Raw genomic sequence first — 19,704 nt, 5'->3', positions numbered from 1 at the left:
GGTAAGTCATGCAGATAAAATTATGGATCAACAATAAAGCAGTCATAAAAGAAGCAGAAGCGGATCTTCTGTTAATAGATTTACTGAGAAATAACGGCTGTTATAGTGTGAAGAGAGGCTGTGAAACTGGTAATTGCGGTTTGTGTACGGTCTTTGTAGATGAGAAGCCGGTATTATCCTGCAGTACCCTGGCAGCCAGAGTCAATGGCAAAAAGGTTACCACTTTGGAGGGCTTACAGAGAGAGGCAGAAGATTTCGGTACTTACATTGCAGAACAGGGAGCAGAACAATGCGGTTTCTGTAATCCGGGTTTTATCATGAATGCCATCGCAATGTTTCGTGAGAAGCAGAATCCCTCAGATGAAGAAATCAAGGAATATCTGGCTGGAAATCTATGCAGATGCTCCGGTTATGAGGGGCAGCTAAGAGGGATAAGGGCATATCTTGAGTACCAGCAGTCCAAAGCAGCGAAAGCTGAGCTTGCAGCTCAGAATATATCGGAGGTAATTTAATGGCTGAATTTAAGGTAATAAACAAACCCATCCGAAAAAAAGATGCCATGTCACTGGTTACCGGTAAACCGGTTTACACCGACGATATCGCGCCATCGGACTGTCTGATCGTAAAAGTACTAAGAAGTCCTCATGCCCATGCTGTCATTGAAGCTATAGATACAAACACTGCGTTAAAAGTGCCGGGAATAGAAGCTATTTATACCTATAAAGACGTACCGGCAAAGCGCTTTACCCTGGCAGGACAGACCTATCCAGAACCCAGTCCTTACGACCGTTTGATATTGGATAACAGGCTGCGTTATGTGGGAGATGCGGTTGCGATAGTAGCCGGTGATAACCATAGAGCAGTTGACAAAGCCCTGAAACTTATCAAGGTAAAATATACAGTATTAGAACCGGTTCTTGATCTTAGAGCAGCAAAGGATAACAGGATACTGGTACATCCGGAGGAAGACTGGCAGGCATTATGTCCTGTTGGAGCTGACAACAGGAGAAATCTGTGCGCTGCAGATAAAAGTGAATACGGAGAAGTTGACAGAGTAATGTCTGAATGCGATGTGATTATAGAGAATACCTATCATACCAAATCCAATCAGCAGGCGATGATGGAAACCTTTCGTACCTATACTACCTTGGATCCTTACGGCAGGCTTCATGTAATCAGTTCTACTCAGATAGTCTTTCATTTAAGACGAATATTGGCCAATGCCCTGGATATTCCGAAATCCAGGATTCGTGTTTCAAAACCCCGGATTGGCGGCGGTTTTGGCGCAAAGCAGACCAGTGTTGCAGAAATTTACCCGGCCTTTGTTACCTTAAAGACCGGTAAGCCTGCAAAGATGATATATACCAGAGAAGAAAGCCAGACAGCTTCTACGCCCCGTCATGAAATGGAACTGACCGTCCGAGTAGGGGCCATGAAGGACGGTACTATCCGTGGGTTGGATTTGTACACCTTGTCAAATACCGGAGCCTATGGCGAACATGGGCCTACTACAGTAGGACTGTCGGGACATAAATCCATATCGTTGTATAATAACAATCTGGAAGCTTACCGTTTTCATTATGATGTTGTGTACACCAATGTACAGTCTGCCGGAGCATACCGGGGTTATGGCGCAACCCAGGGGATCTTTGCCATGGAGTCAGCAATCAGCGAGCTTGCGTCTAAGTTAAATATGGATGCTGTTGCCATCAGAGAGAAAAACATGGTAAGAGAAGGTCAGGCCATGCCGGCTTATTATAATGAATACAACACTTCCTGTACTCTTGACAGCTGTATGAAAAAAGCCGGTGAAATGTTTGACTGGTATAATAAACCTTATGCCAGGGATATGGGCAATGGCAAGATTCGAAGCAAAGGGGTAGCAATGGCTATGCAAAGCTCCGGAATCTCAAATGTTGATGTGGGCTCTGCTACGATTAAATTAAATGATGAAGGCTTTTATGCCCTATCCATAGCAGCAGCGGATATGGGTACCGGATGTGATACCATATTAGCACAGATTGCAGCAGAATGTCTGGAATGTGAAGTAGAGGATATTATAATTTTCGGCGCGGATACGGACAGTTCACCCTATGATTCCGGCTCCTATGCCTCCAGTACCACTTATATAACCGGAAAAGCGGTGGAGAAAGCTTGTATGGAATTAAAGGAGAAGTTGTGCAGGATAGCTGCTGTACTGCTTGACTGTCAGGCGGAGGAACTCATCTTTACAGGAAAGAAGATCAGGAAAGCGGATGGCAGTACAGAAGTATCACTTATGGATATTGCCTCCAAATCCATGAGCGGAAATTCAGAAGCTACACAGGTAACCGTAACGAATTCCTCTCCGGTATCACCGCCACCTCATATGGTAGGTATGGTAGAAATCGAAGTGGATATGGAAACCGGCTCCATCGAGCTTCTGGATTATGTGGCAGTTGTTGACTGTGGTACCGTCATCAATACCAATCTTGCCAGAGTTCAGACAGAAGGCGGATTGGCACAGGGAATTGGTATGGCCTTGTATGAGGAGGTTTCTTATAGTAAGAAAGGACAAATCAGAGAGAATTCCTTTATGCAGTATAAGATACCAACCCGTATGGATTTGTGCAGCCTTCGGGTGGAATTCGAAAGCAGTTACGAGCAAAGCGGACCCTTTGGTGCCAAATCCATCGGAGAAGTGGTTATCAATACACCACCGCCTGCCATAGCTCATGCGGTTTATAATGCCACAGGAGTCTGGCACAGAGAATTGCCCATAACACCGGAAAAAGTATTAATGGGAATAGGTAAAATATAAATAAAATTTGTGTTATACCTATGTAATATTGCTTGTAGATTCCGTTGTATTATGCTATTAATAGAATAGATACATAATACAATTGAATAAGGAGAATGTAATGAAATTAAACTACCGAAGAACTTTGTTAATCAGCTTGGCTTTTATGTCAATTTGTGCTTTTTGGCAGTTATATGATACGATTATTCCCTTGATCCTGCAAAATACATTTCATTTTGGTGAAACGGTAACTGGAACTGTAATGGCACTGGATAATGTTCTGGCTGTATTTTTACTTCCTGTCTTTGGCGCATTCTCGGATAAGGTGGATACAAGGATCGGCAAACGGATTCCTTTTATTCTGTTTGGAACCATCGGAGCCGTTATATTAATGATGATACTTCCCATCGCAGATGCGAGGGAAAACCTGTTTTTGTTTGTGGCTGTACTTTTAATACTGCTCATAACGATGGGGTCATACCGTTCCCCTGCAGTAGCCCTGATGCCTGATGTAACACCCAAACCTCTAAGAAGCAAGGCAAATGCACTGATTAATCTCATGGGAGCGGCAGGTGGTGTCTATTCTCTGATTATGATTAAGAAATTGATTAAACAGGTTGAAAAACCTGATTATACACAAGTGTTTCTTGCCGTTGCCATACTGATGCTGGTTGCCGTAGCAATTCTTGTGAGCAGCATCAGGGAAAAGAAAATTAAAATAACTGCAGCACCGCAGGATGAAGAGGATATATTAGAAGCAGGAACAAACAAGCTGACGAAAGAGGTACAGCGAAGCCTGGTATTTCTGCTGTCTTCGATTTTCTTATGGTTTATGGCATATAATGCCGTAACCACAGCTTTTTCCAGGTATGCCATTAAGGTATGGGGGTTAAAAGGCGGAGAATTTGCAGATTGCCTGATGGTTGCTACGGTAGCTGCAATCTTAAGTTACATACCCATAGGATTTCTTTCCGGTAAAATCGGCAGAAAGAAAATGATTATAGCTGGAGTTATTCTACTGGCTGCTTCGTATGCAGCCGGAATGCTCTTTACAGAGTTTTCTCCCTGGATTAATGTGTTATTTGCAATTACCGGTATTGCCTGGGCTGCTATTAATGTAAATTCATATCCTATGGTGGTTCAGATGAGCAAGGGCTCAGATGTGGGGAAATATACAGGACTATACTATACCTTTTCCATGTCAGCTCAGGTTATTACTCCAATTGCTTCCGGTTTCTTATTGGAGCATATATCCTATCAAAGCTTGTTTCCATATGCCGTAATATTTTCCCTGCTTTCCTTATGTACGATGATATTTGTAAAGCATGGGGATGTAAGGCCGGGAAAAAAAGATAGTATACTGGAGAGTTTTGATAATTGATTCCTGATAATTGAAATATATTGATAATCGGAAAAAATTGTCAATAATCATGAACTAAGACACCTGATGAAAATTCCAGGTGTATCGTAAGTTCTATAGCAATGCATAAGTACCGGATATTTGGCGGTGTATCTGTTGCGTTGGCTTTCTGCAAGTAAAGGAGCGGGATTTTGAATCCCGCTCCTTTACTATATTAAGAAACATTTTATGGTTGTCTCTATTAATTATTGCTGTGGTATACGAATGGAAGAGAAGTCTGAAGGTGAATATGTGATTTTGTCACGGATATTAATTTGAAAAAATATATAATTACTTATTACTAAGAAATGTAAATAAGGGAGAAAAAAATGAAAAAATTATTAAGCCTTTGGAAAAACTACTCTTTTATCGTATTATTTGCTTTTGTGATCTTAAGTTTATTTGACTTTAGAATTGCAACTGCAGCTATTGTCTGTATGGCAGCACCTATTCTTGTTTCTTTCTTTAAAGGCAGATTTTGGTGCGGTAATTTGTGTCCAAGAGGAAGTTTTTACGATCATGTAGTATCAAAATTCAGTGGCCATAAAAAAGTGCCAAAGTTTCTTAAATCCAAGGTATTCAGGGCTTTTATGGTAGTTTTTATGATGTCAATGTTTGCTTTGGGGATTTATAAAAACTGGGGTAATCTATATGGTATCGGCATGGTATTCTATCGGCTTATTGTTGTAACAACAATAATAGGTATCATCCTGTCTTTCTTTTATAACCAGAGAACCTGGTGTCATTTTTGTCCTATGGGAACAATCGCTTCCGTAATATCAAGAATACGAAAAAGTAAGAAGGTTTTACAGATATCATCAGCATGTGTATCCTGTAAAATATGTGAAAAGAAATGTCCTTTGGGAATAGTACCCTATGAATACAAAGAAAATATTTTGAGCCATCCGGATTGCATTCAATGTGGTCGATGTGTGAAGGTATGTCCTAAAAATGCAATTGGATATGGCAAATAAGAGTTTTTTTGTAGTTGACAAAACGATGTTCTGTTGTTACACTAAATACAGAACATCGTTCTGTAAACACGAAAGGAGAATTATATGTCCCGAATTGTAAAAGCTCCGGAGGTAAGGCGGCAGGAACTTATAGAAATCGCTTTGAAGCAATTTTTGGAAAATGGTTATGAAGAAACCTCCATCCGTTCAATTTTGAAAGAAGCGGAGGGGGAGATTGGCATGTTCTATCACTACTTCAAATCCAAGAATGAGATATACGAAGCAGCATTAGAAAGTTACAATGAGAAATATTTTGCAAATTTCAAAGAAATTGTCGACTCTGCCGGTCTGAATTTTAAAGAGAAGCTTAATCAAATATTTACCTGTCTGCCAGGTTCTATATCCGAATATAAGCAGATGTATACGGAGAAGGTAAATCCTCAAATTATGACAGTGTTACTTTCCAGAGCATTGCTAAAAATGGCTCCTTTGTTTGAAAAAATACTTCTGGAAGGTTTAGAGAAGGATACGATGAATGCGCCAGTCCCCAATGTTCATTTACTAAGTCAATTTATCCTTTTTGGAATGAGTGGGATTATACACGATGTAGAAGTAAAGTCAATGGATGAAAAAATCAACCATATTAAAGCACTTCTTTCAAAGATACTGGATACAGAGATGGGTTTATCACTGGATGGTGTTTTTTTGGAAATAAATCAATAGATAGGAGGTATCACAATGAATTTTCCAGTAGGCTATCATGATTTCCATAAGGATACGGTATTTAATTTTCAACTGAACAGATTTTATTCATTCGGTTGCCTGAGCTATGATACGGTTGCTGAAATAGGCAGGGAGACAACAGATTTTGCAAGCTGGTCCAAATCGTTTCTTGGCAGGGCCGAGTCGTTTCACAAGAATGGAGACTTGGTCGCCTCAGCCACATGTTTACGTGCGGCCATGTTTTTTATGTTTGACGATGAGACGGAGGCGAACACTCAACTGCAACCGCTCTATGAGCGATGTATGAACGAATACCAGGAAGCTTATAAGGATGCCAGGCTGACATATGTCCGTGTTCCTTTTGAGGCCGGTTATTTCCCCGTCATATACAAGTGCCATGCAGAAGGAAGCAAAGGTGATATTGTCATACATGGAGGATATGATTCCTTTCTTCAGGAATTTATACCGTTAATGAAGTACATATATTCCTGCGGATACAATGTATACATGTTTGAGGGATTTGGGCAAGGAGAGGTTTTAAACAGATGTGAGATGAAGATGAAGCCGGAATGGGAAATATGCACGAAAATAATTTTGGATTATTTTCAATTAGATGAGGTTACTTTAATCGGCATATCTTTAGGAGGATATCTGGCGGCGCGTGCGGCGGCTTATGAGGAACGTATCAAGAGGGTTGTATTATATGATTTAATTTATGATTTTTACGGAGCGTTATTAGATAAAGTGCCGGAGGATCTTAAGAAATTAATAAACAGTATCATAAAAGATCCGGATAGTCCAAAATGGAAGAGTATAGAGGAATTAATGAAAGCTAATCCATTTTCACTTTGGCTGTTTCAACAAGGCCGCTATGTTTTTGGTAATATAACAACGCTATATGATTATTACAAATGTATCATGAATTACAACACCATCACTCTCTCGCCATTGATTCGGCAAGATGTGTTAATTCTGGCAGGTGAGGAGGACATCTATACCGTTTATTTTGAAAAGCAAAGGAGGGCTCTGACAAACGCAAGATCTGTAAGCGGACGAGTATTCAAGAAAGAAGAAAATGCGTCACATCACTGTCAAGTTGGTAATGTCCAGTTGGTTTTGGATTATATTCTTGCCTGGGTTGCTTCAAAGCTTTGAATATTTTAATATTGAGATAAATGAAAGTACGAATTCCCCAGCTAGAGAATTTGATATGTAATACGATAGGGTAATTACGTATTAGCCATGTTATGGCGTTCAGATAAAATAATAGAAGTCATATAATACAAGTATTTTGATAAATGTAAAGTTAATGGCTGTTGCAGAAAGAATAAGAAGGTAGAAAAATGCGAAGGACCATATTTTCCGTGGGTAATTGTAGCAGGTTTTCTCTAAAATTAATTCGGTATGCAGCAGCCAGATTTTATTAATTTTCTTAAAATATTGATTTAGTCATTCCATAAATTACGTTCATGTGATATAAGTATATAGGAGTCTAATTTACCGGAAATTTTATACATTCCTAAATGGTATCAGTCACCCGAAGGTTTATGCTGAATATGAAAATAGAATGAAATAGCAGTAAAACACAAGCATTTTATCAAATGTGGAAGCAGTTATCCTGGTACGGTAAGATTAGATAAGATACAATATTTACAGGAGTCAGCTATGAACGATTTAAAAAGATATTCAACCCCACTTAAGATTATTATTATACTATTACTTGTAAACATAATAATAGGAGGAAGCTTCGTTTTTGCAGTTTTTACATATATATTTGTATGTTTCCTAATGATTGTCCGTACTTTGATCGTTCCTTCGGAAAGCAGAGCGAAAGTCTATCTGACCTTTATTTATCTCTTGATTATGGCTTTTCAGATAACCTATATTTCACTGGTATCCTTTCAACCAGGGCAGACAGAGGTACATCAGTTCATAGGAAGGGTTTTCGGTGCAGCAGTAGTCTGGTTTCCTTTTCTGGTGGAGCGGTTTGTCACTATCAATAAGTATACCAGCTTTTATCTGCCTACTGCCAGTGATGTGGCAAGTATCAGCTTTACCGATATCAAGGCTGGGCGTGATAAGATTGTATCAACCATGGAAATACTTGAAAAAGCAGGACAAGCTTTTGCAGTTGAAAATCTTTTGGAACTAAAAGATGATCTATATCGCCACAATTCCTTTGAATATATCAATCAGGGAGTGCTTACACAGGAGTATTTTACGGAAGCGGAGAAGTGGCTTTTGGATGAAAATATTTATATTATTCTATCCAATACCGGCAGTCCGGCCAGTGAAATCATATCAACCTTCACACAGAAGCAGTATAACCATGCGTCTCTGTCCTTTGACCCTGAACTGAAAACGATTATAAGCTATAATGGAGGAGAACGGGTCTATCCGCCGGGTTTGAATTATGAAATGCTGGACTTCTTTAATAAGAAAGAAGATGCCTCCATCATGGTATATAAGCTTGCCTGTACTACAGAGCAGAAGTTAAAGATACTGAATAAAGTCAAGGAAATCAATGAAGACGGCAGTGCCTATAATCTGATGGGTCTTGTACTGAAGTATTCCCATAAACCCAATATTATGTTCTGCTCTCAGTTTGTTCAGAAGATGCTCACCTACGGAGGAATCGCCTACTTTGATAAAAAGGATGGAGAAGTAAAACCTACGGATTTAATTGAAATGGATTATTACCGTAAATTGCAGTTTATGTATGAAATGAAGTTAAATGAGAAATAAATGTATTGCCGGATTGTATACCATGAAAGATAGTATATTCATGTAACTGCAACTCCGGCAATTTGTATAGGAAGAACAAAACTGTGCAGAAAAGGTTGCGAAGTTATTCCTGAAATAAGTTAAAGGTTGATGATTAAATGAAAGGGTATCATATATATGCTGTATTGTAGAAAATTCTGTTGCTTTATAGAATATTCCATCTTGTAATTGACGAAAAAAAGACTATAATGAGAATTACTATATTATGGTGTTAATAAATTAACGATTATACGGAGGATTAAGACGAAATGAAAAGAATGGTGTCAGCACTGATTTTATTGGTTATTGGTGGATTTGCAGCCTATTCCTTTTACAAAGGAAATGTGGTAATTGGAATTGTCAGCTTGGTGGTTTTTATTTTAGCAGGGTTATATATTCTTGGCAGCTCGGATGATGAGAAGGAAGAGGAGAAAAAGAATCTCTCAGTAGATGAAAAGGGAGTAAACACCTATATTAGCGGTGAAGGAAAAGCAGATTTTGAACAGGCTAAGAAAATCAGAGAAGAAATGCTTAAGGATTTCAAACAAGATGACGTATCTGTTGAAATAAATGCAGCAGCAGGATTAATGCTGAATCAAGATTATGAAGGAAGCAAACGGGCTTATGAAAATATTGTTCTTAAGTATCCTCAAAGCAAAGGAAAATGTGTTGGGCAGATTGGTGTAGCAGAGTTTTTCATGGGAAATTATGAAGCAGCATTAGATAATTATATTGAATCGAAAAACAATGGCGAAGACAATGAGATGACAGAGGACAATATATGGGAAGTATGTGAAGTTCTGTATAAGAAGAAGGGAAGCAGAAGCGCAGTAGAGCAATATCTGAAGCTGTATCCTGCAGGCCGTTATATAAAAAAAGCAAATAAACTGGTATCATAAACACATAAAAGTAATGCTTCTTATGAGGCAGCAGGTAAATAGGAAGATTTCGTATGGATTTAGTAAATTATGAGAAAGAGATACTGATAATCAGGAATTACATGGAGATGGGGCGGTATAATCTGGCCATAGAAAGATTGTCTGCGGCGATACAGGAACGGACAACCGATGCCTATCTTCTGTATCTGTTTGCCTTTTGCCTCTATAAAACAGAAGAATATAATAATGCAATTGATTGCTGTAAATCCGCTGTTGACAATGGCTTTGACAGAGCAGAAGGCTATTTTCTGCTTAGTATGATTTTACTGCAGAAGGATGAGTATGAGGAATCAGAAAGACTTCTTAAGGCTGCCTTGGAGTTAGCTCCGCAGAATCCAGAGTACTTCGCATTTTATGGATATCTGAAGCTGTGTAACGGTAACAGCAGGGACGCGCTGCAACTGATAAACCACGCGCTGGAAATTGATGCTGTTAATCTGAGTGCGCTTCAGTATAAGTTTTATTACTATCTGGATATGGACGATAGCTATGGAATAAAATCAAAAGTGATTGAAGATTATTTTGCTCTTTCTACCGATGAAAGCGACCGATTTTTGAAGGCAGGCTTACTGGAATATCAAAAACATGATTATAAAGCGGCAGAAGAGAACTTCAGACAGGCCTTTCAGTTGGATCCCACCAATAAATTTATCCTGAAAATGCTTGATACGATCAATCGGAAACCAAGGTTTATCTATTATTGGAAGAGGAAAATAAAACGAAGACTCGCAAAGCAGTTTGCCATAATGAAAGTAACGATGAAAGCAAAATGGATCATATTCAAATACTCCGGATTAACAAAGGATACCCGGATATTTGTTGCGCTACCTGTATTATTGCTGGTAATAATTGCAGTTCTATTAATTGCATTACTATAATGGAGAGTTACTATGGAAAAAATTGAGATTATGAGAGACATGCTTGCAAATAATCCGGAAAATGGACTTGCCTGGTATCTGTTAGGGGTTGAGTATGTGGAAACAGGAAATGAGAGTGACGCATTATATGCATTTTCTCAGGCATTAAATTATTGTGGTCAGGAGTTTAAAACGCAAATATTTGAACAGCTTGCAAGACTTACAGATAAGAAGGATATTTTAAGTATAGATCGTTCCAGGGATGAAAATAAGACTGTCTCCCCTGCCTTGGAAGAAAGAAATGAAAAGGGAGAAGCAGAAAAAGAGTTCGCTGACAAAGAGGAATACGAAGATAATTCAGCTGATTTCTCTGAGGAATTCGAGGATTGGGATGAAGAACAGGAGGATAATTTCGATGTCCGGGATGATAATATTATAAGACTAAGTGTGGTTGAAGGCGGTAAAAGCAACAAAGGATCAAGCTTTGTTTCAGAAAAGAGGAGTCCAGTCACCTTTGATAAAGTGGGTGGTTATGATGAGCTAAAAGACATTATACGGATGAAGATCATCAAACCTTTTAGCAGCCAGGGGTTGTTCAGCAGATACAAGAAAAAAAGCGGCGGAGGAATCCTTCTGTTTGGACCACCGGGCTGCGGAAAGACTTATATTGCCAAAGCAACGGCAGGTGAATGCCAGGCCGGCTTTCTGGCTGTTCACATTACAGATATCCTGGATCCTTATCTGGGGGTCAGTTCCCAGAATGTAAAAGATATATTTGCAAAAGCACGTACAATGAGACCTTGTGTTCTGTTCTTTGACGAAATAGATACCATTGGATTTAATCGGTCGAAACTAGCCTCAGAGCATATGCGCCCGATAATAGATCAGCTGCTGACAGAGATTGAAGGTATTGATTCAGACACCCAGGATATGTTGATTATTGGAGCGACCAATATGCCGTGGGATGTGGATCCTGCGTTTAAGCGTCCGGGAAGATTTGATAAGGTAATATTTGTTCCACCACCGGATAAAAAAGCGAGGATTGCAATTCTGGAACTGAAAATGTCTGACAGGCCGCAGGAAAAGAAGATAGATTACGATTCCATCGCTGAGAAAACAGAGCTGTATTCAGGTGCTGATCTGGAAAACGTTGTTGAAACTGCCACGGAAAATGTCCTTGCAGAGATACTGAAAACAGGGATTGAAAGACCTATCGATACAAAAGATTTATTAAAAGCTGTGGCTTCCACCAGACCATCTACCATCGAATGGCTTAAAACCATTCGTAATTTTGTAAAGTACTCCAACCAAACCGGATTATATGATGAAGTGGAGAAATATCTTTCGAAAAAAAGCCGATATCTGTAAGATATCGGTTTTTTAGATTGTGTTAAGCTTAATTGTAAAGCTCTCCCAATTTATCCACTGTCTCCTTTATTTGTTCATAAAAGCTTTCAGGCCCGACAATATGAACATTTGTGGGATTTTTTAATGCAAGTTCCAGAAGGGAATCTTCGTATTCCGTACAGACATTCACCAGTAATATTTCACCTTCCTTAAGAATTTGCCGGTTCGCCATGTAATCATTATGCTTAATAACCTCAAAGAAACTTCGGCTAATCTGCAACTGATAGTTCCTGGCAGGAGTTTTTAAATTCTCACCTGATTCCCAATCAGCAGGAAAACTGCAGGTATTTTCAAGGAGTTCGACCCTTCGTATTCTATCTAAACGAAAGGTTCTTTTTGCCTCTCTCAGATGACAGTAACCGGTTATGTACCAGCCCCCTTCATCAAAGATAAAACGGCTGGGTGAGATGATTCTGTCAGTGACGGTATCTTTAAGAGGAGTGTAATAGCTAATTTTTATTTGCTTATTCTCTTCCAGGCTTTGAATAACGGAATCCAGGATATTTTCCACATAACTATCCGGATTGATACGGTTAATGCTGACCTTAAATTTATCTAAGAATCTCTTGATTTTGGGTCTGTTAATCATTGGAACAGCATTCAGCAGTTTCATGCTTAATAAATCATAATCTTTATAGAGCTCAGGAACTTTCATTTCCTTGCCAAGTTTTAATAAGAGGAAAAAATATAGTAATTCCTGTTCAGAAAGTCTGATGGAAGGTATGAAATAGGATGAGTCAATTTCATAACCGCCGTGCTGTCCTTCAAAAGTTATTATCGGTACATTAGTCTGACTCAGGGCATCAATATCTCTATAAATTGTACGTTCACTTACTTCTAAACGCCTGGCAATATCTTTGGCTGTTAATTTACCGTGTTCATGCAGCAGATATACGAGGGCATTCATTCTTTCTATCTTTTTCAAGTGCTGTGACCTCTTTGCTTAAGATGGATGCGAAGAATCGGTAAGCATCCTGTTTATAATGGTTTCCAGGTTCTCTTTGGTCAATATGGTGTTATGTCCTGCTATACAGGTGTTATAGTCCAAGGTAAGATAGCTTTTAAGGGTATCATAATATACTTCTGTGCCACATTCAAGGTTTGGAAAAATCTCTTCCATATTGTCTCCTATATTATCTCCGATAATCAATACCTGGTCTTCTTCGTCTAAAATACTGATAGAATCTGTGGTATGACCGGGCGTATGAAATAATTTGATTCTATCTTCAGGAAAATATAGTTCCTTCTCAAATACCAGCTCAGGAAGCCTCATGGTAACTTCACCAAAAACATAAGCCCTGTTTTTCTCAAGCATACCCTCCCAATTAGCTATTATCAAGTCATAGCATAACGTATGTGATATCAGTAAACTATCCTTTATGGCAGTATTCCCCCAAATGTGGTCCCAGTGATAATGTGTATTTATTATAATGGTTTTTTTGTCACCAGGCTTCAGATAATCCGTAATTGCTTTCATGCAATCATTGCCTAATCCAGTATCTATAATGTAATTATAGCGTCTTCCCTTAATGATGTAAATATTTAAGTCCCAGTCAGTAGTTTGGAAGGTGAATAGGGTTCCTCTACTGTTTATTGTTCTTATTTGCATAGTTTTTCTCCTGTTAATTTTCTTTTTTAGTTTTCTTGCTCTTCACAAATATATATAGCATCATTGCATGCCAACGAGGATAAAATCCATGTCAGTGCCTTCTTTGTATAACTCATTATAAAGAAAGAAGACTGACATAAACCTGTCAGTCTTCTCACGCGGTGGACAATTTTGTTTCTTAATTTATATTGTATAAGTATAATGATGTCAATACATTTCATATTTTAAGACGTTTTAAGCACGTGGTTTCTCTATGGCATAAGATTTCCTCGGAGTGGGAATTTATATGTGACTGCACTCGGTGGCAATGATGTACTCGTCAACCTCCCTTGTATCCCAGTGCCGTCGCTTATGGTGGAATAGGTTTTCAGTCTTGCGGTCACTTTCACATAGACATTCATAGACTTCATAACTGACCTCGACGGACACAGCTTGTCCATTGATTTGTATGGTGATTTCCATAACCGTTCCTCCATTCAGATTTTTGGGGTCTGAACGGCAGCGGTGGGGAACGGCAGCGAGGGTCTATAAACACAAAAAAGCCCGACTGAAATTCATAAAATCTCAATCGAGCATAGGCATACCTATTCTGTTGTGAGTTTTGGCAATATGAAACTAAGGTATCACAGGTAGATTGTGATACGGCAAAGAGCCGACAACCATGAGATTTACTCCCTCCCAATAATGACAAATCTAGTTGATTTTCTGATTAAATCTTTTGGATAAAAGACAAATCCATATGGCTGCTACCACAACGGCTATAATTAAGTTGAAAGCCCCAAAGTCAAGCATGAACTTTCCAATCCAAAAGGACGGTAGAAATGCCCCTAAGTATTGTTTTACATCTGTTATGAAAAATGGTATGGCTACACCGAACATGATTATCCCACCAAGCTTTGCAATGGCTATCCCCTCAACCTTATTTGATGACAGTGAAACTATCATCAAGGCAATAATAATTCCGATTGGTGCTGTTGAAATGGATAGCACTGCTGCCACCAATACACTCGTTTCGGTAAGTGAAAATAAGAGTAGCATAATTACCGAAACCACAATAGAAATGATTGTTGGAAATGCAAGCCTTGATAGTAAATACCCGGATTTGCCAATAGGAGTTACGGATATGTAATTTGTAATATTTGTATCTTTTTCCTCTAATATTACCATTGCTGATGAAAAGCAGAACATATATGGGGTTATTACAGCAAGGCATATATCAAACAACAAATAATATGGAGAGAGAATTGCGAGTTTATCAAAGTATTCACATAAGAATATTTCTGCAATCGGTATTCCAAACTTAAAGAAAATTCCTATAATAGCAGGCAATATGCAAATAACCGCAAGCATACTATCGCTCCATATTTGCAAAATAAACTGCTTAAACGAAACAATCATTGGTTTCACAGCGTAACACCTCCTAAGCTGTTTAACATTTTTTGGGTAGACTTAACCGCCAAGTAGTAAAGTGCAATAAGCCAAGTTATAAAAACAAGGAGCATGACAAGTGGGTTTTCTGTAACACCATAAATGAGATTTAGCACAATATTTCCGGCATGAAATATAAATAGAGGAGAAGTATATCCGAAAAGTTCTGGTAATGGTGGTAGCATTAGAAAAAGCATTAGCGGTACTGTGAAAATTAGGAATTGATTTAAGCTGTTTACCTTCGTCGCAACGATAATACCAAGCAATGAAAAAAGCACAGCACCAAAAAATGTCCCGATGGCAGTCAATAATATATGAGGCATTCCACTCGAAATGCCAAGAATGACACCGACAAGGGTTGAAATCAAACCAAGGGACACAACCTTTGAAAAAATATATTCCCATACTTTTATGGGCGATACTGCAAGGGAGGATAGTACCCTTTGACTTTTCTCAAGAAGTACAATCGCCCCCATAAAGAATAATCCCATTGTCGCAGGGTCTGTAAAAATAAGGATAGATGACACTTTTAATTTTATCTTGATTGGTATGAATGCAAGTATGGCAATGTAAACAATAGTGATTATTGTATAAAGAAAATAGAAACCATATTTCACTTGAAACCGCATATCACCAAGCAATAGTCCTTTTAATCTCATTCTAAAACCCTCCCTGTTACCTCACGGAATATGTCGTTAAGGGTAGGCTCACTACTGTGTATGGAAAGTAGTTTATTTTCTGAAACCAATCTTTGAAGTAATTTATCCTCACCTGAAGCAGACATCAAACACTCGCCTAATTGCTCGCCGTTTTCAAAGTAAGAGTATTGCAGTTTATTTGCTCCCTTTGACATAATGAGATTGTGCGGTGTATCAAGAGCTTTCATTTTACCATCAACAATAAAAGCCACTCTGTCGCACAACTCGGCTGCATCTTGCATATTATGAGTGGTTAAAATAATCGCCTTTCCCTTTGCTCGTTCTGCTTTGATTATTTTTTTCATATCATAACTATTTGAGGGGTCAAGCCCACTGGTTGGTTCATCAAGAAATATGATTTCGGGGTTATGCAAGAGTGCCTTAATGAAATTCAACCTTGATTTCATACCTTTGGAATAATCATCCACTTTTTTGTCCCCATCATTTGTGAGGTTTACCATTTCAAATAGTTCTTCAATAGAACGTAGCTCACGAGAATAGAGAGAACCAAAAAACTCTAAATTTTGTCGTGCAGTCAACTTTTCATAAAGTGAAGGAAATTCAAAATCCACACCAATGTTTTCATAAAAAGTGTTGGTGTGATGACTTACCTCAACACCACCTACGGTGGCAGTGCCTTTATACCCTGTAAGAAGTCCTGTAAGGATTTTTTGCAAGGTGCTTTTCCCTGCACCGGAAGGTCCGAGAAAACCAAAAATTTCTCCTTTTGAAACATTAAAATTTACGTTTTCTATAAACGGGGTTTGTGTATAGCTAAAGTTTAAATTTGTTACTTTAATCATTTCTACCTCCAAGAATAACTATTTGACCATATATGAATTATCGGTCAAATAAATTGTTGTTTTTAGTCCGACATAATAGTGTCGGACTAAGTTAAAACATTTGAATCAATAAGCCTTGTATTAACAAGCGCAGGGATAAATCATAGTGTTGCTCTCCGATTCCCTCTCTGTGCAATGTAGCAAAATATATTGCTCTAAAAGCGGCAGTACAACTATTGATGTCAATTTGCGGTTTTACTGGGAGCCGTGAAAATATCTCCTCGACCATAGACTGGTCATGTTCCAAATGATTAGCTAATATATCACCGGGCAACTTCCTCGCCAACACTTCTATTTCATCTGAGTTTAATATTTTTAAGATAGGATTTTGCTCCATTATTTTAAAAACTTCAAAAAGGACATTTGCTAACTGTTCTGTAGAGCCAGAGGAAAGGTCAAAATCCGAAAAGGCAATCATCATTTGTTGTTCAATGGCATCATGTTGTTCTAAAATTACATCAAATAACAACAGCTCTTTTGATTTATAAAATAGATAAAAAGTTCCCTTAGGTATTTTAACTCGCTTTACAATCTCATCTACGGTTGTTTTACGAATACCGAATTGAGCAAGACATTTTGCGGCTTCCTCTTTTAGTCGTTTCTTGATATGCTCTTTTTCCTGTTCAGAATAGCTTTTTGGCATTTGGATCACCTCCTTTTGACCAATTGTGTTTATATAGTCAGTATAAATCATACAGATAGAAAAGTCAATACCATCGCAAGGAAAGGATATGGCTCTTTGTTTGCGAAAAAAGTGGCAAGCAGGGGAAATTCCCATATACTTTGCCCTGCTTGCCACTTTCGATATAGCTGGATTACTTTTGGTTAACTAATCGCTCATTGACGGCTCGGTCTACTTCCAGTAGGTGAGGATAGAGCTTTTCAGACAATAGCAAGTGGCTATACAAAGCAGGGCGGTGTTCCTGTAAGTAGGTTTTTCTCATTCTCCCATACTTGCCAAGGGGCTGTTGTGGTTGTTCGCTCAATGTCAAATTCGGGATGAGGTAATCGCCATTTTTCAGATACACTAATTTCAATACGCTACAACTCCTTTGTTTTCTGATTTTAGGCTACTTTGCAAGCCCTTTGCAGAATGTCCAGTTGTATCGTGTCCCTGTTCGTTTTTTTTGGCAACTGAAATCTTCACCATTAAGTGTAGCAGTTCATTGCAGAGGTAAAATAGTATAGATTAGCTGGATGTGATAAAGACTTACTTATTATATCATTTTATTACTGATGAATACTGATGAAAGAGTAGTGTGAATTCATGAAATACATTTCCACGTCTTGACCTTTGGCAGTAATACACCTGCAAACAGATTCATTCTAAAATGGGAGCTGTGATGTGGGATTATAAAAATAAAAATATTTTTGATATTATGAAAAATTTTCTTGTACTCATTTGTATTATAAGTGAAAGGAGTTGAAGCGATGGATAATTCATTTGGTACCGATGAATTTATACAGCATGTTTTAGATAAATATTCAAAAATGCTAATCAAGCTTGCCTTTACCTATGTAAAAAACACGGCAGATGCAGAAGACATAGCACAGGATGTCTTTGTAAGCCTTCTTAAGAAAGGAAGCGGCTTCGACAATGAAGAGCATGAGAAAGCCTGGCTTATAAGAGTTACCATAAATAAAAGTAAGAATTACTTAAAATCCTCCTGGAACAAACTCAAGGTTCCCCTGGAAGAAGATATCAGTTATATGCAGGAAGAACAAAGCGAAGTTCTTATTACTGTGCTGAATTTGCCCCCCAAATACCGAACCGTTATTCATTTATATTATTACGAAGATTATTCCATAAATGAAATAGCGGATATCCTTCATAAAAAGCCGGCAACCATTGGAACCTGGCTGGCAAGAGGGCGTAACTTATTGAAATCGGAATTAATCGGAGGTTTTGAATATGAATAAAGAAGATTATATAAAAGCTATGAATCAACTTAAAATATCAGAAGACTTTAAGGAGAAAACTGCTATGAAAATAAAGAATCCAAATAAAGGACAGGCTAAAAATACTGTTGTTTTTAAAAGGCTTGCAGTATCCGCAGCAGGATTGGTTATACTGGTTGCTGTTAGTGCCGCAGCTTTGAATCTGCCAGGCAGCAAAAGTACAGAGAAAGAAAATAATCTAAAGGTTGAAAGTACCCTTAATACAGGAACAAAAGAGGCCCAGGGAATTACAGTTCCTGCAGTGGAAATCCCTACGTCAGATAATTCCGGAGTTACAGCAAGAATGCTACCCCTCTTTGTGTACAAAGGCCATATTTATATACAAAGTGCAACCTCCTTTGAAACCACAGATGGTACTTTAAACAAAGAGGATGTATTGGCTTTAAGAGGCGATTTTCTTGGTAAAACCAAAGGCAGTATCGATGAATGGAGTACCCAGGAGGAGTATGCAACAGAATTTGCTTCCACTATTGGAGAAGGAGAGGTATATACGGTTAAAGGATATGACAGCAACCACAGACTAATGGTTTACTATGAATATCAGGATGGTAATTTCGGTTGCGAACTCTACGATAGTTTCGGTGGAATGACCATAAACAGCGGTGCGGATTATTTTACCTTGTTAAACTTACAGGAAAATGTCGCTGCGTACCAATGGCAGAGCTATAACAGCTGGAATAACGGTCTCAATGAAGTACAGCAGGCAGCAGATACCGATGCTCTGAACGCTTTCTTAGAAAGCTTGAACGCCTCAGTTCCTATTGGAAATGATGCTGATATGCTGTTAGAAAATACGGATTATGACAGTCAGAAATTTATTGATATCAAAACCAATGATAAACTAATAACCTCCTTGCGACTAGTTAAAGGTGGATATGTTTATGATTCTCAGATTGGATTCTTTAAAGTAGATGATAAAGCTTTCCAAGCCTTCTGGGATACCATGCCCGTATCGGAACCTGCAAAAGACACTGCTGCAAATGAAGATACTGAAGTAAGTAATTTGGCAGACTTTACCTTAGCAGACACTGCTTTGCCTGTTGGCAGCAAAGAGCTTAAAGCGGTTATTAAAAATAACGGCAGTGAAGATATCTTTTACGGAGCAGATTTCAGCATTGAGAAATTAAACGAAGGCAATTGGGAAACAGTACCTGCGGTGAGTGAGCTTGCTTTTATTGAGATTGCCTATTCAGCGGCTCCGGGAGCAGAAGAAGAATTTACTGTGGATTTAAGTCTGTTAAACCCAGCGCTTGATGCAGGAAACTACCGTCTTGTAAAGAATATAAACGGTCAGACTTTTTATGCAGAATTTGAATTGAAATAATTTTGTCAATTATTTTGTGAGTAAT

Annotated in this window: 18 protein-coding genes and 1 pseudogene; 12 read left to right on the top strand and 7 right to left on the bottom strand. The window is 38.4% G+C overall.

Annotated elements, in window-relative coordinates:
• The first annotated feature begins 8 nt into the window (after nucleotides 1-8).
• The 10 genes from R2R35_RS04090 (at nucleotide 9) to R2R35_RS04045 (ending at nucleotide 11,780) form a co-directional block, all read left to right on the top strand.
• Nucleotides 9-512 (top strand): (2Fe-2S)-binding protein, encoded by a 504-nt coding sequence (locus tag R2R35_RS04090; RefSeq protein ID WP_317733220.1) that lies wholly within the window; start codon nucleotides 9-11, stop codon nucleotides 510-512.
• A complete protein-coding gene (locus R2R35_RS04085; protein ID WP_317733219.1) occupies nucleotides 512-2,800 on the top strand; it encodes a xanthine dehydrogenase family protein molybdopterin-binding subunit in 2,289 nt (762 codons plus the stop codon). The genes R2R35_RS04090 and R2R35_RS04085 overlap by 1 nt, the downstream gene beginning before the upstream one ends.
• 100 nt (nucleotides 2,801-2,900) lie before the next feature.
• Nucleotides 2,901-4,160: an MFS transporter gene (locus R2R35_RS04080; RefSeq protein WP_317733218.1), complete on the top strand. Its 1,260-nt coding sequence runs from the start codon at nucleotides 2,901-2,903 to the stop codon at nucleotides 4,158-4,160.
• A gap of 347 nt (nucleotides 4,161-4,507) precedes the next feature.
• The gene (locus tag R2R35_RS04075; RefSeq protein ID WP_317733217.1) at nucleotides 4,508-5,152 is read left to right on the top strand and encodes a 4Fe-4S binding protein; all 645 of its coding nucleotides are present in this window, start codon (nucleotides 4,508-4,510) and stop codon (nucleotides 5,150-5,152) included.
• Between the two features lie 84 nt (nucleotides 5,153-5,236).
• On the top strand, nucleotides 5,237-5,854 hold the full coding sequence (locus R2R35_RS04070) for a TetR/AcrR family transcriptional regulator (RefSeq protein WP_317733216.1): 618 nt from the start codon (nucleotides 5,237-5,239) through the stop codon (nucleotides 5,852-5,854).
• A gap of 15 nt (nucleotides 5,855-5,869) precedes the next feature.
• Entirely contained in the window at nucleotides 5,870-7,009 is a 1,140-nt protein-coding gene (locus R2R35_RS04065; RefSeq protein WP_317733215.1) for an alpha/beta hydrolase, read from the top strand.
• Between the two features lie 510 nt (nucleotides 7,010-7,519).
• Entirely contained in the window at nucleotides 7,520-8,599 is a 1,080-nt protein-coding gene (locus R2R35_RS04060) for a hypothetical protein (protein WP_317733214.1), read from the top strand.
• Between the two features lie 287 nt (nucleotides 8,600-8,886).
• Nucleotides 8,887-9,516, top strand: a complete 630-nt coding sequence (locus R2R35_RS04055) for a tetratricopeptide repeat protein (protein ID WP_317733213.1) — start codon at nucleotides 8,887-8,889, stop codon at nucleotides 9,514-9,516.
• A gap of 53 nt (nucleotides 9,517-9,569) precedes the next feature.
• A complete protein-coding gene (locus R2R35_RS04050; RefSeq protein ID WP_317733212.1) occupies nucleotides 9,570-10,433 on the top strand; it encodes a tetratricopeptide repeat protein in 864 nt (287 codons plus the stop codon).
• A gap of 12 nt (nucleotides 10,434-10,445) precedes the next feature.
• Nucleotides 10,446-11,780 (top strand): AAA family ATPase, encoded by a 1,335-nt coding sequence (locus tag R2R35_RS04045; protein ID WP_317733211.1) that lies wholly within the window; start codon nucleotides 10,446-10,448, stop codon nucleotides 11,778-11,780.
• A gap of 28 nt (nucleotides 11,781-11,808) precedes the next feature.
• On the opposite strand, the gene R2R35_RS04040 is transcribed toward R2R35_RS04045, so the two are convergent.
• The 7 genes and pseudogenes from R2R35_RS04040 to R2R35_RS04005 all read right to left on the bottom strand — a co-directional run.
• On the bottom strand, nucleotides 11,809-12,744 hold the full coding sequence (locus R2R35_RS04040; protein ID WP_317733210.1) for a helix-turn-helix transcriptional regulator: 936 nt from the start codon (nucleotides 12,742-12,744) through the stop codon (nucleotides 11,809-11,811).
• A gap of 18 nt (nucleotides 12,745-12,762) precedes the next feature.
• Entirely contained in the window at nucleotides 12,763-13,428 is a 666-nt protein-coding gene (locus R2R35_RS04035; RefSeq protein WP_317733209.1) for an MBL fold metallo-hydrolase, read from the bottom strand.
• Between the two features lie 693 nt (nucleotides 13,429-14,121).
• Nucleotides 14,122-14,835, bottom strand: a complete 714-nt coding sequence (locus R2R35_RS04025; RefSeq protein ID WP_317733208.1) for an ABC transporter permease — start codon at nucleotides 14,833-14,835, stop codon at nucleotides 14,122-14,124.
• Entirely contained in the window at nucleotides 14,832-15,515 is a 684-nt protein-coding gene (locus R2R35_RS04020) for a fluoroquinolone export ABC transporter permease subunit (RefSeq protein ID WP_317733207.1), read from the bottom strand. The genes R2R35_RS04025 and R2R35_RS04020 overlap by 4 nt, the downstream gene beginning before the upstream one ends.
• Nucleotides 15,512-16,357, bottom strand: a complete 846-nt coding sequence (locus R2R35_RS04015; RefSeq protein ID WP_317733206.1) for an ABC transporter ATP-binding protein — start codon at nucleotides 16,355-16,357, stop codon at nucleotides 15,512-15,514. Before R2R35_RS04015 ends, R2R35_RS04020 begins: the two co-directional genes overlap by 4 nt.
• A 91-nt stretch (nucleotides 16,358-16,448) precedes the next feature.
• Nucleotides 16,449-17,039 carry a TetR/AcrR family transcriptional regulator gene (locus tag R2R35_RS04010; RefSeq protein ID WP_317733205.1) on the bottom strand — a complete coding sequence of 197 codons (591 nt, stop codon included), beginning with the start codon at nucleotides 17,037-17,039 and terminating at the stop codon, nucleotides 16,449-16,451.
• 187 nt (nucleotides 17,040-17,226) lie between these two features.
• Nucleotides 17,227-17,433, bottom strand: a pseudogene (locus R2R35_RS04005) (TnpV protein); the annotation flags it as partial.
• 394 nt (nucleotides 17,434-17,827) lie between these two features.
• Between R2R35_RS04005 and R2R35_RS04000 the strand changes: the two are divergent.
• On the top strand, nucleotides 17,828-18,316 hold the full coding sequence (locus R2R35_RS04000; protein ID WP_317733204.1) for an RNA polymerase sigma factor: 489 nt from the start codon (nucleotides 17,828-17,830) through the stop codon (nucleotides 18,314-18,316).
• Nucleotides 18,309-19,679, top strand: a complete 1,371-nt coding sequence (locus R2R35_RS03995; RefSeq protein WP_317733203.1) for an immunoglobulin-like domain-containing protein — start codon at nucleotides 18,309-18,311, stop codon at nucleotides 19,677-19,679. The genes R2R35_RS04000 and R2R35_RS03995 overlap by 8 nt, the downstream gene beginning before the upstream one ends.
• The last annotated feature ends 25 nt before the right edge of the window (nucleotides 19,680-19,704 follow it).

This window comes from Anaerocolumna sp. AGMB13020, assembly GCF_033100115.1.
In the GTDB taxonomy this organism is placed as follows: Bacteria; Bacillota; Clostridia; order Lachnospirales; family Lachnospiraceae; genus Anaerocolumna.
The sequence above is the reverse complement of the archived record's forward strand: the minus strand, read 5'-3'. Positions and strand labels throughout refer to the sequence as shown.